Origin of the sequence: Streptomyces liangshanensis, from assembly GCF_011694815.1 — a bacterium.
In the GTDB taxonomy this organism is placed as follows: Bacteria; Actinomycetota; Actinomycetes; order Streptomycetales; family Streptomycetaceae; genus Streptomyces; species Streptomyces liangshanensis.
This window is the reverse complement of record NZ_CP050177.1, coordinates 6,207,501-6,221,252: the sequence shown is the minus strand read 5'-3', so window position 1 is coordinate 6,221,252 and position 13,752 is coordinate 6,207,501. Positions and strand designations below refer to the sequence as shown.

The window sequence follows — 13,752 nt, the reverse complement described above, 5'->3', positions numbered from 1 at the left end:
CGCCCTGAACGGACCCTGACCGCCCGCTCAGCCCACCCGTCGCGGCTGCGTCAACTCGTCGTAGACGCTGAGCATCTGCGCGATCGTGTCGTCCTCCGTCGGCCACGTGGCCGCCTGCGCGCGGCCCGCCGCGGCGAGTTCCTTCCTGCGGTCCGCGTCACCGAGGAGCCGTACGACCGTCGCGGCGAGCGCCACGGAGTCGCCGTACGGGACGAACTCGGCGGCGTCCCCCAGCAGATCGGGGTTGCCGCCCACCGCCGTGGCCACCAGGGGCACGCCCAGGCGCAGGGTCTCCTGGGCGAGGACGGAGCGGGCCTCCCAGCGGCTGGGGAGCAGCACCACGTCGGCGGCGGACAGCAGTTCGCCGATGTCGTCGCGGCGCCCGACGAGCTGGACGGCCAACTCGGCGCTCTCGATACGGCGCTGGAGCCGCGCCCGCTCCCGGCCCTCACCCGCGACGACCAGCAGCGGTACGGGGTCGAGGCGGCTCCACGCGGCGGCCGCGTCCAGGAGGGTGTCGTACCCCTGGTGCGGCACGAGCGCGCCGACGGCCATCAGCAACGGCCGGTCGACCGCGCCCAGTTCGGCGCGCGCCTTGTTCTCGGGGCCGTCGTCGGGGGGCCGGGCCGCGGGCACCGCCAGCGGGGCGAGCCGGGCGTCCCGCGCCCCGCGCGCGCGGGCCTGGTCGACCAGTTCCGAGGAGGTGCCGAGCACGACCGCCGCCGTCCTGACGACGCGTCGTTCCAGCAGCCGCAGCAGCGGCCCGCGGGCGCCCTCGCCCTGCGAGCGGGTGTGCCAGGTGACGACGAGCGGCACCCGCTGCCCGCCGAGGGCCAGGGCGGTCCGCGCGGCGGCGTGCAGTCCGTGCGCGTGCACCACGTCGGCCCCCGCGCACGCGGCCCGCAGCGCGGCGACCGCGGCGGGGTCCCCGCGCCTCGGTACGGGCACGTGGTGCGCGCCGGCGCCGCCGAAGTCGTACGAGCGTTCCAGGTCGGCGGGGGCGCACACGGTCACGCGCACTCCCCTGGCGACCAGTCCGGCCGCCAGGGAGCGGACGTGCGCGCTGCTGCCCGCGCTGCCGCCGCCGAGCACCTGGACCGTACGCAGTGGTGTCACGTGGCCGGGGCTCCTGGGTCGGGATCGGGGGGTACCTCAAGGATGCCAGTCCGTACGCACGTTCCGGCACCGCGGACGCGTCGTTCGTGTGTCCGCCGCCGCAACTCCCCCTCCAGATTCACCCAACCGGGTGACGGGCGGAGAGGGGGTCAGCCCGCCCGCGGGCCGTCGGCGCGGGCGGTGGCGAGGAGTTCCTCGGCGTGGGCGCGGGCGGTCTCCGAGTCCTCCTGCCCCGCGAGCATCCGCGACAACTCCCGTACCCGGTCCTCGCCTTCCAGGACCGTCACGCCGGAGCGCGTCACCGAGCCGTCGTTGGTCTTCTCGACCAGCAGCTGGCGGTCGGCGAACGCCGCGACCTGCGGAAGGTGAGTGACCACCACCACCTGTGCCGACTGGGCGAGTTTGGCCAGCCGGCGGCCCACCTCGACCGCCGCCTTGCCGCCGACGCCCGCGTCGACCTCGTCGAAGAGGTACGTCGGCACCGGGTCGGACCCGGCGAAGACGACCTCCACGGCGAGCATCACGCGGGACAGCTCACCGCCCGAGGCACCCTTGGCGATCGGCCGGGGCTGGGCGCCCGGGTGCGGGGCCAGGAGCAGTTCGACCTCGTCGACGCCGTGCGGGCCGTACACGACCGACCGGCCGCCGACCTCGATGCCGGACGTCTCGTCGGCCGTCTCGGTCTGCCGGATGTCGAACGACACCCGGGCATGCGGCATGGCCAGCGAGGCCAGCTCCGCCGTGACCGCCTCCGCGAAGAGCGCGGCGGCCGCCGACCTGGCGTCGGTCAACGCCTGGGCGAGGCCGGACAGTTCCTCGCGCAGCGCGTCCCGCTCGGCCGTCAGCTCGCCGATCCGCTCGTCGTCGCCCTCCAGCTCGGCCAGGCGCGTGGTGCTCTCCTCGGCCCAGGCCAGGACCCCGTCGATGTCGGTGCCGTACTTCCGGGTCAGGGATGTGAGGGACGCCCGGCGCTCCTCCACCGCGGCCAGCCGCAGCGGATCGGCGTCCAGGTTGTCGGCGTATCCGGCCAGCTCCCCGGCCACGTCCGCCAGCAGGATGGAGATCTCCCCCATCCGCTCGGCGAGCCCGGCGAGGGCCGGATCGTGCGCCCGTACGGCGTCCAGGGCCCGCCCCGCGCCCCCGACGAGGGTGGTCGCGTCGACGGCCTCCGGGTCCTCGGGGTTACCGGCGAGCGCCGCGTGCGCCACGGACGCGGCCGAGGACAGCGCCTCCGCATGGCCCAGCCGCTCGGCCTCCGCGGCGAGTTCGGCGTCCTCGCCCGGGAGCGGTTCGACGGCGGCGATCTCCGCCAGGCCGAAGCGCAGCAGGTCCGCCTCCTGCGCCCGTTCCCTGGCGCGCGTGGTCAGTTCGTCCACCTCGGTGGCGACGGCCCGCAGCCTGCGGTAGGCCGCCGCGTACGTGGCGTGCGGTTCCGTGACCGTCCCGCCCGCGTACCGGTCGAGGGCCTGCCGCTGCCGCGCGGGCCGCAGAAGTCCCTGTTGGTCGGTCTGGCCGTGTACGGCGACGAGGTCGTCCGCCAGTTCGGCCAGCACCCCCACCGGCACGGAACGCCCGCCGATGTGGGCGCGCGAGCGGCCCTCGGCCGAGACGGTCCTGCTGATGAGCAGGGCCCCGTCGTCCAGCTCGGCACCGGCCTCCTCGGCCCGTACCGCCGCCGGATCGCCGGGGGACAGGGTGATCCGCCCCTCGACGACCGCCGCCTTCGCGCCGATCCGCACCAGGGCGGCGTCGGCCCGTCCGCCGAGCAGCAGCCCGAGGCTGGTGACGACCATGGTCTTGCCCGCGCCGGTCTCACCGGTCACCGCCGTGAAGCCGGGCGACAGCTCGACGACCGCGTCGTCGATGACCCCGAGCGACCGTATCCGCATCTCCTCCAACACGGTCATGACCATACGAGGTCCGGGGACCGCCGTGCGACGGACCCCACCCCTCATTCGTACGGACGTGCGGTGTCCGCGCCTCCGTACGACGGTCCTGGCGGGCGCCTCCGTACCCCGGGCACCCGCCCTGACCTGCGCACGGCCGGTGGTACGGGTCAGTGCGGCGCCCCGCGCCAGCCGGAGACCGGCAGCGCGAACTTGGCCACCAGCCGATCGGTGAAGGAAGCGTGGTGGAGCCGCGCCAGCCGTACCGGCACGGCCCCGCGCCGCACCTCGACGCGGGCGCCCGGCGGCAGCTCGACGGTCCTGCGCCCGTCGCACCACAGGACCCCGTTGGGGGTGTTGGGCTGCACCTCCACCGCCAGGACCGTGGTCGGCGAGGTGACCAGGGGCTTCGCGAACAGCGCGTGGGCGCTGATCGGCACCATCAGCAGCGCCTCGACCTCGGGCCACACCACGGGCCCGCCGGCCGAGAAGGCGTAGGCCGTCGAGCCGGTGGGGGTCGCGCAGATGATGCCGTCGCAGCCGAAGCCGGTGACGGGGCGGCCGTCGATCTCCAGGACCACCTCCAGCATCCTTTCGGGCGACACCTTCTGGACGGCGGCCTCGTTCAGGGCCCAGTCCCGGTGGACGACGTCGCCGTTGCTGTGCACGACGACGTCGATGGTCATGCGCTCCTCGACCTCGTAGTCGCGGCTGACGACCCGGGCGACGACCTTGTCCAGGTCGTCGCGCTCCGCCTCGGCCAGGAACCCGACCCGGCCGAGGTTGACGCCGAGCATCGGCACACCGGAGGCGCGGGCGAACGCGGCGCCGCGCAGCAGGGTGCCGTCGCCGCCGAGCACGACCAGCAGCTCACAGCCTTCGAGGACACCGGGGGTGGCCTCGGGGACGGTCTCGACGGAGGGCGGGAGCGGCAGGTCGACCGCCTCGCCGGCCAGCACCCGTACCCCGATGCCGTTGCGCAGCAGCCCGGTCACGACCAGTTCGGCGCTGCGGATGGCCGCGGGTCTGCCGGTGTGGGCGAGGAGGAAGACGGTACGGGCCCGGTCGGTGGTCCCCGCGGCCGAGGTGGTGCTGTCCTGAGGCGAGGTGGTGTCGTCCGTAGGAGAGGTGGTGTTCGTGGTCAACGGGGTGTTCGCGGTCAGCGTGGTGTTCGTGGTCAACGGGGTCCCTCCGCCACTGCACGATCGACGTCCGCCGGATCGAGTTCGGGCGCTCCGGCGTGGAGCCACAGAAAGTACTCGACGTTCCCCGAGGGCCCGGGCAGCGGACTGGCGGTGACGCCCCGCACGCCGAGGCCGAGCGCCGCGGCCCGCCCCGCCACCGCCCGTACGGTCTCCGCGCGCAGCTCGGGGCTGCGGACGACGCCGCCGTTGCCGAGCCGTTCCTTGCCGATCTCGAACTGCGGTTTGACCATCAGGACGAGGTCGGCGTCCGGGGCCGCGCAGCGCACCATGGCGGGCAGCACCAGGCCGAGCGGGATGAACGAGAGGTCGCCCACGATCAGGTCGGCGGGTTCGCCCCCGAGGTCGTCGAGCGTCAACTCCCGGACGTTCGTGCGGTCCTTGACGGTGACCCGCGCGTCGCCCCTGAGCGACCAGGCGAGTTGGCCGTACCCGACGTCGACCGCGACCACGTGGGCGGCCCCGGCGCGCAGCAGGACGTCCGTGAAGCCGCCCGTGGAGGCGCCCGCGTCCAGGGCCCTGCGGCCTTCGACGGTCAGGCCGAGGGGGGTGAACGCGGCGAACGCGCCCGCGAGTTTGTGCCCGCCGCGGGACACGTAGTCGGGGTCGCCGTCGTCCTCGGTGACGACCACGGCGGCGCTGGTCTCCACCTGGGTGGCGGGTTTGGTCGCGGTGGCGCCGCCGACCTTCACCCTCCCTGCGGCGATCAGCTGGCTCGCGTGCTCACGGGAGCGGGCGAGCTTGCGGCGTACCAGTTCGGCATCGAGACGGCGGCGTGCCAGTCCTGCCACGTTCGGTTCAGCTCCTGTGGTCGTACGCGTGAGGGGTCGCCGGGGGCGCCGGGGGTCCCTGTGGGGCCGGGCGTGCGTCGAGCGCGGTCAGCGCGTCGCGCAGCCCCCGGTGCACATCCTCGTACACCTCCTGGTGGCCGTCGGCGGGGAGGTGGTCGGCGTCGGCCAGCCGCGTGAGCAGCTCGTCGGTGGCGGGGTCGCCGGTCGGCGTCCGTTCGACCCCGAGCGGCCGGGGCGCGGCCGGTTCGGAGGCGGGCGGCGGGGCGGCGGGCGCGGGGGCGCCGGGGAGGGCGCCGGGACCGGGTTCCCGCCCAAGGCCGGGGCCGGGACCGGCGGGGGCCGCCAGGGAGTCGTGCGTGTCCGCCGCGGAGTCGTTCATGCCCAGACGCTACCCCGAAGCCCTGCGGTACCGTCGGTCACGATGGCGACGAAGGAGGAGTGCCGCAGCGCACTCGAGAAGCTCTCGGACAATCTGGCGGGCGCGGACGGTGACGTCCGCAAGGCGGCCGGTTTCGACCGTTCCCTGAGCTGCCACCTCACCGATCTGGACCTCACGTTCCGGGGCGAGCTGGTGGGCGGCCGGATCGAGGTACGGGACAGCGTGCCGGGCCCGCCGCCCGACAAGGCGCAGATCCGCCTGGCGATGACCGGGGACGACCTGGTGGCGCTGGTCGGCGGCGAGCTGAACTTCGCCCGTGCCTGGACCTCGGGACGGGTCAGGCTGGAGGCGGGCTTCCGGGACCTGCTGCGCCTGCGCTCGCTGCTCTGACCGCGCCCGCCCGGCGCTCCCGGCTCGCCGGGACGACCAGCGGGGTGCCCGTCGATCTCCCCGTCGAGCACGTCGACCTGGTGCTGGATGTCCAGGAAGGTGGTGGGCTCGTCGAGCAGCAGCAGCGGGGTGCGCTGGGCGAGGGCCATGGCTGCCTGCCCGGCGCCCGGTTCGGGGGACTGTCGACCAGCACCAGGTTAGGTTGGTTAGCCTAACCTCGCCAAGCGTCTCCCGGAGGGAAGTCCACCGTCATGAACACCGCCCGCCCCGTGCCCCCACCGGAACGCCGCCGCGCCCTGCTCACCGCGGCCGCCGTCACCGGGCTCGGCACCCTGCTGGCCGCCTGCGGCGCCGGCACGAAAGCGACCCCGTCGGCGGCCGGCCCAACCCCCAGGCCGGCGAGCTGGATTTGACGAAGGTGACGAGCCTCGGCAGGGCGTTCGGCGAGTTCAACGTGGAGAAGTACGCGGCCCTGCGGCCCGGCCTCCTCGTCAGCAACATGTTCCCGCCGCCCGACCTCTGGTTCGTCCCCCAGGAGAGCAGGGCGAAGATCGAACCACTGGCCCCCACCGTCGGCATCACCACGGCCCGCGTGTCCCTGCGGCAACCGCTGCGGCGCTACGCCGAGTTGGCCGCCTCACTCGGCGCCGACCTCGACGCACCCCACGTCGTACGCGCGAAGGAGCGGTTCGACCGCGCGGAGGCGACCCTGCGCGCGGCGGCCGCGGACAAGGGCGGCCTCAGGGTCCTCGCCATGTCCGCCGACAACGACCAGATGTACGTCGCCGTCCCCGACTCGTACTGCGACCTGCGCTACTTCGCCGAACTGGGCGTCGAGTTCGTCCAGGGCGAGAAGGTCGACAAGTGGGGCTTCTGGGAGTTCCTCAGCTGGGAGAACGCCGGGAAGTACCCCGCCGACCTCATCATGGTCGACAACCGCTCCGAGGCACTCACCCCGGCCGAACTCGCCGAGCACCCCACCTGGAACCGACTGCCCGCCGTCGCCGCCGGGCAGATCACCCCGTGGGCCATGGAGGAACGCCACAGCTACGCCGGGTACGCGCCCGTGCTCGAACAACTCGCCGCCGCCGTCACGAAGTCGAGGAGGCTTCCCGCATGACCGACGCCCCGTACCGGTTCTTCGACGCCGAGGTGCTCCGCACCGAACCGATCACCCCCGCGATGGTCCGCGTCGTCCTCGGCGGACCCGACGTCGCCCGGATGGCCACCGCCGGACGCGACCAGCGCGTCAAGCTCTTCCTCCCGCACCCGGGGCAGGACGCGCCCGTCATGCCGGTGATCGCCGAGGACTCCGACGACTGGTACGACGCCTGGCGCTCCATGGACGTCGCGGTACGGGGCATCATGCGCACCTACACCGTCCGCGAACTGCGCCGCGCCCCGGACGAGTTGATGCTCGACTTCGCCCTCCACGGCGACCCCGACGACCCGGCCGCCGGGCCCGCGGCGCGCTGGGCCCGTACCGCCGCCGGTATGCGGGTCGGCGTCCTCGCCCCGACCGGGGAGGAGAACGGCGGCTATGACTTCCGCCCGCCCGCCGGGACCGACTGGATCCTGCTGACCGCGGACGAGTCGGCGATCCCCGCCGTCGCGGGCATCCTGGAACACCTCCCGCCGGGCACCCCCGCGCGCGTCTGGATCGACGTCCACGACCTGACGGACCGTCAACCCCTGCCCACCAAGGCGGAGGCCGAGATCACCTGGCTCGTACGCGGCGAACGGGACGGCCGGCAGGACACCCCCAGCACCACGGACGCGATCCGCGCCGCCGTCCTGCCCGAGGGCACCCCGTACGCCTGGATCGCCGGCGAGTCCGCCACCGTGAAAGCCGTACGCCGCCACCTCGTCGGAGAACGCGGATTCGACCGGAAGGCGGTCAGGTTCACCGGCTACTGGCGCCGCGGCACGTCGGAGGACGAACTGCTCCGCGCCGACGAGGACGCCTGACCACGCCCCTCACGGTACGAAGGGGCCGGCCCCGGAAAAGCGGCCGGCCCCCTGCTCCCGGATCGCCCTACAGCGCCAGCTTCGCCAGCGCCTCGCCGGCGTCCAGATCGGCCGCCCCGTCACCCGCGTGCGTCCACGCCGCCGCGCACAGCGCGCGCAGCCCGTCCATCGCCCCGCCGTCCCCCGCGAGCGCCAACTCACCGCCCCGCACCGACGCCGTCCAGCCACCACAGCCGAACCCGCCCTCGGCCTCGGTGACTTCGGGCTGTCCGGTCAGCAACCCCCGCAGATCCGCGTCCACATACGTCGGCCGGTGCGCGGGCAGCGCCGCGAGCAGCCGGGCCGCGTCCGTCACCCCGGTCAGCACCAGCAGCGAGTCGACCTCACCGTTGAACGCGCCCTCGATGTCGGTGTCCAGCCGGTCCCCCACCACCAACGGCCGCTCCGCCCCGGTACGGAGGATCGTCTCGCGGTGCATCGGGGGCAGCGGCTTCCCCGCGACCCGCGGCTCCGCGCCCGTCGCGATCCGCACGACCTCCACCGCCGCGCCGTTGCCCGGCGCGATCCCCCGCGCACTTGGAATCGTCAGGTCCGTGTTGGACGCGAACCACGGCACCCCCGCCGCGATCGCGTAACCGGCCTCCGCGAACCGCCCCCAGGCCATCTCGGGCCCCCCGTACCCCTGCGCCACGGCCACCGGCCCGTCGTCCGCCGACTCGACCGGTTCGAGCCCGCGTTCCCGCAGCGCGACCCGCAGCCCCTCACCCCCGACGACCAGCACCTTGGAACCCTCCGGCACCTGCTCGGCGATCAGCCGGGCCACCGCCTGCGCCGAGGTGATCACATCGGCGGGCTCGGCCGGCACACCCAACTCCGTCAGGTGCGCGGCGACCGCGTCCGGCGTGCGCAGGGCGTTGTTGGTGACGTACGCGAGACGCATCCCCGCGTCCCTGGCCGTACCCAGCGCGTCCACGGCGTGGTCGATGGCCTCACCGCCCGCGTACACCACCCCGTCGAGGTCGAGCAGAGCCGTGTCGTACGCCTCGTTCAACGGGGTCTCGCTGCCCCGGGGCCTGGTCGTGTTCTGGCGCTCGCTCATCGAGTCTTTCGCTCCTCGCTCGGGACTTCTCCCCCGATCATCGCTCATCCCCCGCCCCACATACGATGCACGGATGAACACCACAGGTCCGCAGGATGAGAACAGAGGGCTGCGCCTGATCCCGTTCCGCGGACTCCGCTACGACCCCGACCGGGTCGGCAGCCTGTCCGCCGTCACCTCACCGCCGTACGACGTCGTCATCAGGCCCGACGGACTCCACCACCTGGAGTCGGCGGACCCGTACAACATCGTCAGGCTGATCCTGCCGCAGGCCGCCACCCCCGACGAGAGGCACCGGCAGGCGGCCCGGACCCTGGCCGAGTGGCTGGCGGAGGGCATCCTCGCCGCCGACCGGGAACCGGCCCTCTACGTCTACGAGCAGCGCAGGGACGGTCTGCTGCAACGCGGGGTCATCGGCGCGCTGGAACTGTCCGCGCCGGCCGACGGGATCGTCCTGCCGCACGAGGACGTGATGCCGGACGTGGTGGAGGACCGGGCGGCGCTGATGCGGACCACGGCGGCCAACCTCGAACCGCTGCTGCTGACCTACCGCTCCGAGAACGCCTCGGACTCCACCGCGACGCAGGCCCCCGCAACGGGCACGAGCGTGGTCATCGAACGCACCCTCACCCGGCCGCCCATCCTGGCCACCATCACCGAGGACCGCTTCGCCCACCGCCTGTGGTCGGTCACCGACCCCGCGGACCTCGCCGAGATCCAGGCCGACCTCGCGCGCCACCAGGCGCTCATCGCCGACGGGCACCACCGCTGGGCGACGTACCTGCGGCTGCGCGCCGAGCACCCGGCGGGCAGCCCCTGGGACTTCGGCCTGGTCCTTCTGATCGACACGGCCCGCTACCCCCTCCAGGTCCGCGCCATCCACCGCCTGCTGCACCGGCTCCCGGTCGCACAGGCCCTCGGCGCGATCGGGGACACGTTCCGCGTCCGTACGCTCGACGTCCCGCTGGCCCAGGCCCTGACGGCACTGGCGGAGGCCGCGTCCGCGAGCAACGCGTTCCTGCTGGCCGGGGACGGCCGCTTCCACCTGGTGGACCGGCCGGACGAGGACCTGTTGGCCCGTACGGTGCCGGCCGGACCGCCCGCCGCCTGGCGGGAGTTGGACGCGACGGTCCTGCACTCCACCCTGCTCGACCACGTCTGGCGGATCCCCGACGCGCCCGAGCACATCGCGTACCTGCACGACACCGAGGCGGCGGTCACCCAGGCCGAACGGGTCGGGGGGACGGCGGTGCTGATGCATCCGGTGCGCGAGGAGGTCGTACGGGACCTGGCACGCCAGGGCGTCACCATGCCCCGCAAGTCGACGTCGTTCGGGCCGAAGCCGGCGACCGGACTTGTCCTGCGGAGCCTGTCGCAGGGCTGAAACGGAAAAAAGGCGAGTGGGCGGCACCCCGGTCGGGGGTGCCGCCCACTCGCCTCACGGCTCAGTGCCCAGTGGTGTCCTCGTTCTCGTCTTCGTCGTCGTTCTCGTCGTCCTCGTCCTCGTCCTTCACCACGTCGAGGTCGTCGTCCTCGGCGTCATCCTCGACGTCGTCGTCCTCGTCATCGACCAGGGCGTCGACGAACTCGACACCGTCCAGCTCGGCAAGACGGTCCGAAGCGTCCGTCGCGGCGTCCTTGTCCGCCTCGACGGTCTTGCCGAACCACTCACGCGCCTCGTCCTCACGCCCGGCCGACAGGAGCGCGTCGGCGTACGCGTAACGAAGCCGCGCGGTCCACGGCTGCACGGAGTGGGACGCGAGTTCGGGCCCCTGCAACGTGACGATGGCGGCCTCGATCTGCCCCATGTCCCGGCGCGCCCCGGCCGCGACCATCCGCATCTCGACCTGGCCGGCCTTGTCGAGCTTGGCGACCTCGGGCTCCCCGGCCATCGCCATGGCGCGCTCGGGACGGCCGAGGCCGCGCTCGCAGTCCGCCATGACGGGCCACAGGTCGACGTTCCCGGTCATCCGCTTCGCGGCCCGGAACTCGGCGAGCGCCTCCGCGTACTTCTGGGTGGCGTACGCGGCGAAGCCGGCCGCCTCGCGGACGGCCGCGACCCGGGACGCGAGCCGGAGGGCGATACGGGAGTAGGCGTACGCCTGCTCCGGGTCGTCGTCGATCAGCTGGGCGACCATGACGAGGTTCCTGGCGACGTCGTCGGCGAGCGTCTTGGGCAGGCTCATCAGCTCCTGCCGGACGCTCTTGTCGATCTCGTAGCCCGTGACCTCGTCGGGAATCGGGAGCCGCTTGATGGGCTCCCGGTCACGCTCGCGCTCGTCCCGCCGCGCGTAGCCGGTCCCGCGCTCGCCGTCGCGGCTGCCGTAGCCGCCACCGGAACGCCCGCCCCGGTCGTCACGCCGGGCGTAACCGCCGCCGGCGGCCGCGGGACGGCCCCCGCGGTCGTTGCCACGGTCGGTGCCCCGGTCGTTGTCACGCCGGAAACCGCCACCGCTGGGGCGGTCGTCACGGCGCTGGTAACCGCCGCCGGTGCCACCACCGGTGGGCCGCCCGCCACGCTCGTCGTCCCGCCGGAAACCGCCACCGGTAGGCCGGTCGTCGCGACGCTGGAAGCCGCCACCGCCGCCCCGGTTGTCGTCACGCTTGAAGGGGGGACGGTCGTTGCTGTCCCGCCGGGGAGCGCTCGAACGGTCGTCGCGCCGGGGGGCGCCACCGCTGGGCCGGTCGTCACGACGCTGGTAACCGCCGCCCGTACCGCCTCCGGTGGGCCGCCCGCCACGCTCGTCGTCACGCCGGAAGCCACCACCACTCGGGCGGTCGTCACGACGCTGGAAGCCACCACCGGTGGGGCGGTCGTCACGGCGCTGGTAACCGCCGCCGGTGCCACCGCCGGTGGGCCGGCCGCCGCGGTCGTCGCGACGGGCGGGGCCGCCACCCGTGCTGGGCCGACCGCCGCCGTAGCCGCCGGAACCGCTGGGACGACCGCCGCGGTCGTCCTCACGGCGCGGACCGCTGCCGGCCGGCCGGTCGTCGCGGCGCTGACCACTGGGGCGTTCGTCACGCCGGTCGCCGCGGAACGAGGGCCTGCCTTCACCACGGTCGTCACGACGGGGACCCGAAGGCCGGTCGTCACGCCGCTGGAAGCCACCACTGCCGCTGCCACCACCGGTGGGCCGACCACCACGGTCGTCACGGCGAGGGGCGCCGCCACCGGTACTGGGCCGGCCACCGGTGCTCGGCCGACCGCCGGTGGCGGGCCTGCCACCCGTACCGGTACGACCGCCGCCGGCCCCGCCCGCACCCGCGGGACGGCCACCACGGAACCCGCCCCGGTCGCCACCACTGTCCCTGCTGCGACGCTGCTCGCGCTCAGGTCGGTCGTCGGAGGAATTGGGGGACATCGGTGGCTCCTGTTCTGCGGGTACCGCAGTGATCGTCGTGTGGGGAAAAACAAAAAGGACCCTTGGTCCAGCATGAACGCTGGACCAAGGGTCCTTGAAAGATTGTTCGGCGGCGTCCTACTCTCCCACAGGGTCCCCCCTGCAGTACCATCGGCGCTGTGAGGCTTAGCTTCCGGGTTCGGAATGTAACCGGGCGTTTCCCTCACGCTGTGACCACCGAAACCCTATCGGGCTCTAGCGAACAAGCACACTCTTCAATTGAGTAAAAGACGCTAGTTCAACCGGTGCGACAGTTCGCAACCCGGGAACTACACAGTGGACGCGAGCAACTGAGGACAAGCCCTCGGCCTATTAGTACCAGTCAGCTTCAACCGTTACCGGTCTTCCACATCTGGCCTATCAACCCAGTCGTCTACTGGGAGCCTTAACCCCTCATGGGGGTGGGAGTTCTCATCTCGAAGCAGGCTTCCCGCTTAGATGCTTTCAGCGGTTATCCCTCCCGAACGTAGCCAACCAGCCATGCCCTTGGCAGAACAACTGGCACACCAGAGGTTCGTCCGTCCCGGTCCTCTCGTACTAGGGACAGCCCTTCTCAAAACTCCTACGCGCACAGCGGATAGGGACCGAACTGTCTCACGACGTTCTAAACCCAGCTCGCGTACCGCTTTAATGGGCGAACAGCCCAACCCTTGGGACCGACTCCAGCCCCAGGATGCGACGAGCCGACATCGAGGTGCCAAACCATCCCGTCGATATGGACTCTTGGGGAAGATCAGCCTGTTATCCCCGGGGTACCTTTTATCCGTTGAGCGACGGCGCTTCCACAAGCCACCGCCGGATCACTAGTCCCGACTTTCGTCCCTGCTCGACCCGTCGGTCTCACAGTCAAGCTCCCTTGTGCACTTACACTCAACACCTGATTACCAACCAGGCTGAGGGAACCTTTGGGCGCCTCCGTTACTCTTTAGGAGGCAACCGCCCCAGTTAAACTACCCATCAGACACTGTCCCTGATCCGGATCACGGACCCAGGTTAGACATCCAGCACGACCAGAGTGGTATTTCAACGACGACTCCACCTGAACTGGCGTCCAAGCTTCACAGTCTCCCACCTATCCTACACAAGCCGAACCGAACACCAATATCAAACTATAGTAAAGGTCCCGGGGTCTTTCCGTCCTGCTGCGCGAAACGAGCATCTTTACTCGTAGTGCAATTTCACCGGGCCTATGGTTGAGACAGTCGAGAAGTCGTTACGCCATTCGTGCAGGTCGGAACTTACCCGACAAGGAATTTCGCTACCTTAGGATGGTTATAGTTACCACCGCCGTTTACTGGCGCTTAAGTTCTCAGCTTCGCCACACCGAAATGTGACTAACCGGTCCCCTTAACGTTCCAGCACCGGGCAGGCGTCAGTCCGTATACATCGCCTTACGGCTTCGCACGGACCTGTGTTTTTAGTAAACAGTCGCTTCTCGCTGGTCTCTGCGGCCACCCCAAGCTCAGGAAGTAAATTCCTTCACCCAAGATGGCCCCCCTTCTCCCGAAGTTACGGGGGCA

12 protein-coding genes, 2 rRNA genes and 1 pseudogene (1 of these 15 cut by a window edge) are annotated in these 13,752 nt (G+C 72.1%); 5 read left to right on the top strand and 10 right to left on the bottom strand.

From position 1 onward, the window contains the following. Nucleotides 1-27: 27 nt before the first annotated feature. The 5 genes from HA039_RS27065 to HA039_RS27045 all read right to left on the bottom strand — a co-directional run bounded on the left by HA039_RS27065 (nt 28) and on the right by HA039_RS27045 (nt 5,374). Complete coding sequence (locus HA039_RS27065) at nt 28-1,116, bottom strand: glycosyltransferase family 4 protein (RefSeq protein WP_167033964.1); 1,089 nt, start codon at nt 1,114-1,116, stop codon at nt 28-30. A gap of 149 nt (nt 1,117-1,265) precedes the next feature. After that, on the bottom strand, nt 1,266-3,029 hold the full coding sequence (gene recN, locus HA039_RS27060) for a DNA repair protein RecN (protein WP_167033963.1): 1,764 nt from the start codon (nt 3,027-3,029) through the stop codon (nt 1,266-1,268). Between the two features lie 143 nt (nt 3,030-3,172). Next, nucleotides 3,173-4,147: an NAD kinase gene (locus tag HA039_RS27055; protein ID WP_167037677.1), complete on the bottom strand. Its 975-nt coding sequence runs from the start codon at nt 4,145-4,147 to the stop codon at nt 3,173-3,175. A 32-nt stretch (nt 4,148-4,179) separates the two neighbouring features. Next, entirely contained in the window at nt 4,180-4,995 is an 816-nt protein-coding gene (locus HA039_RS27050) for a TlyA family RNA methyltransferase (RefSeq protein ID WP_167033962.1), read from the bottom strand. Between the two features lie 7 nt (nt 4,996-5,002). Then, nucleotides 5,003-5,374 carry a hypothetical protein gene (locus tag HA039_RS27045; RefSeq protein ID WP_243869768.1) on the bottom strand — a complete coding sequence of 124 codons (372 nt, stop codon included), beginning with the start codon at nt 5,372-5,374 and terminating at the stop codon, nt 5,003-5,005. 42 nt (nt 5,375-5,416) lie between these two features. On the opposite strand from HA039_RS27045, the gene HA039_RS27040 reads away from it, so the two are divergent. After that, nucleotides 5,417-5,764, top strand: coding sequence for an SCP2 sterol-binding domain-containing protein (locus tag HA039_RS27040; RefSeq protein WP_167033961.1), 348 nt, complete (start codon nt 5,417-5,419; stop codon nt 5,762-5,764). A gap of 62 nt (nt 5,765-5,826) precedes the next feature. Here HA039_RS27040 and HA039_RS34660 read toward each other — a convergent pair. Next, nucleotides 5,827-5,916: pseudogene (locus HA039_RS34660) on the bottom strand (ABC transporter ATP-binding protein); the annotation flags it as partial. 99 nt (nt 5,917-6,015) lie between these two features. Here HA039_RS34660 and HA039_RS34215 point away from each other — a divergent pair. The 3 genes from HA039_RS34215 to HA039_RS27025 are packed head-to-tail and all read left to right on the top strand — an operon-like array spanning nt 6,016 to nt 7,732. Beyond that, the gene (locus tag HA039_RS34215) at nt 6,016-6,177 is read left to right on the top strand and encodes a hypothetical protein (protein ID WP_243869766.1); all 162 of its coding nucleotides are present in this window, start codon (nt 6,016-6,018) and stop codon (nt 6,175-6,177) included. Nucleotides 6,178-6,182: 5 nt separating this feature from the next. Further along, nucleotides 6,183-6,884: an ABC transporter substrate-binding protein gene (locus tag HA039_RS27030; RefSeq protein WP_243870264.1), complete on the top strand. Its 702-nt coding sequence runs from the start codon at nt 6,183-6,185 to the stop codon at nt 6,882-6,884. Further along, on the top strand, nt 6,881-7,732 hold the full coding sequence (locus HA039_RS27025) for a siderophore-interacting protein (RefSeq protein ID WP_167033960.1): 852 nt from the start codon (nt 6,881-6,883) through the stop codon (nt 7,730-7,732). The genes HA039_RS27030 and HA039_RS27025 overlap by 4 nt, the downstream gene beginning before the upstream one ends. A gap of 67 nt (nt 7,733-7,799) precedes the next feature. On the opposite strand, the gene HA039_RS27020 is transcribed toward HA039_RS27025, so the two are convergent. Further along, complete coding sequence (locus HA039_RS27020) at nt 7,800-8,831, bottom strand: HAD hydrolase-like protein (RefSeq protein ID WP_167033959.1); 1,032 nt, start codon at nt 8,829-8,831, stop codon at nt 7,800-7,802. Between the two features lie 73 nt (nt 8,832-8,904). On the opposite strand from HA039_RS27020, the gene HA039_RS27015 reads away from it, so the two are divergent. Then, nucleotides 8,905-10,215, top strand: a complete 1,311-nt coding sequence (locus HA039_RS27015) for a DUF1015 domain-containing protein (protein WP_167033958.1) — start codon at nt 8,905-8,907, stop codon at nt 10,213-10,215. 61 nt (nt 10,216-10,276) lie between these two features. Here HA039_RS27015 and HA039_RS33670 read toward each other — a convergent pair whose 3' ends face one another. The 3 genes from HA039_RS33670 to HA039_RS27000 all read right to left on the bottom strand — a co-directional run. Beyond that, nucleotides 10,277-11,017, bottom strand: coding sequence for a tetratricopeptide repeat protein (locus tag HA039_RS33670; RefSeq protein WP_208298844.1), 741 nt, complete (start codon nt 11,015-11,017; stop codon nt 10,277-10,279). A gap of 1,280 nt (nt 11,018-12,297) precedes the next feature. Beyond that, a 5S ribosomal RNA gene (rrf, locus tag HA039_RS27005) occupies nt 12,298-12,414 on the bottom strand. A 110-nt stretch (nt 12,415-12,524) separates the two neighbouring features. Further along, nucleotides 12,525-13,752, bottom strand: a 23S ribosomal RNA gene (locus HA039_RS27000) (it continues 1,896 nt past the right edge of the window).

Coding starts and splice junctions, on each gene's coding strand:
- HA039_RS27020 (WP_167033959.1), bottom strand. CDS start 8,831: ATGAGCGAGCGCCAGAACACGACCAGGCCCCGGGGCAGCGAGACCCCG.
- HA039_RS27045 (WP_243869768.1), bottom strand. CDS start 5,374: ATGAACGACTCCGCGGCGGACACGCACGACTCCCTGGCGGCCCCCGCC.
- HA039_RS27015 (WP_167033958.1), top strand. CDS start 8,905: ATGAACACCACAGGTCCGCAGGATGAGAACAGAGGGCTGCGCCTGATC.
- HA039_RS34215 (WP_243869766.1), top strand. CDS start 6,016: ATGAACACCGCCCGCCCCGTGCCCCCACCGGAACGCCGCCGCGCCCTG.
- HA039_RS27025 (WP_167033960.1), top strand. CDS start 6,881: ATGACCGACGCCCCGTACCGGTTCTTCGACGCCGAGGTGCTCCGCACC.
- HA039_RS33670 (WP_208298844.1), bottom strand. CDS start 11,017: ATGAGCCTGCCCAAGACGCTCGCCGACGACGTCGCCAGGAACCTCGTC.
- recN (WP_167033963.1), bottom strand. CDS start 3,029: ATGGTCATGACCGTGTTGGAGGAGATGCGGATACGGTCGCTCGGGGTC.
- HA039_RS27040 (WP_167033961.1), top strand. CDS start 5,417: ATGGCGACGAAGGAGGAGTGCCGCAGCGCACTCGAGAAGCTCTCGGAC.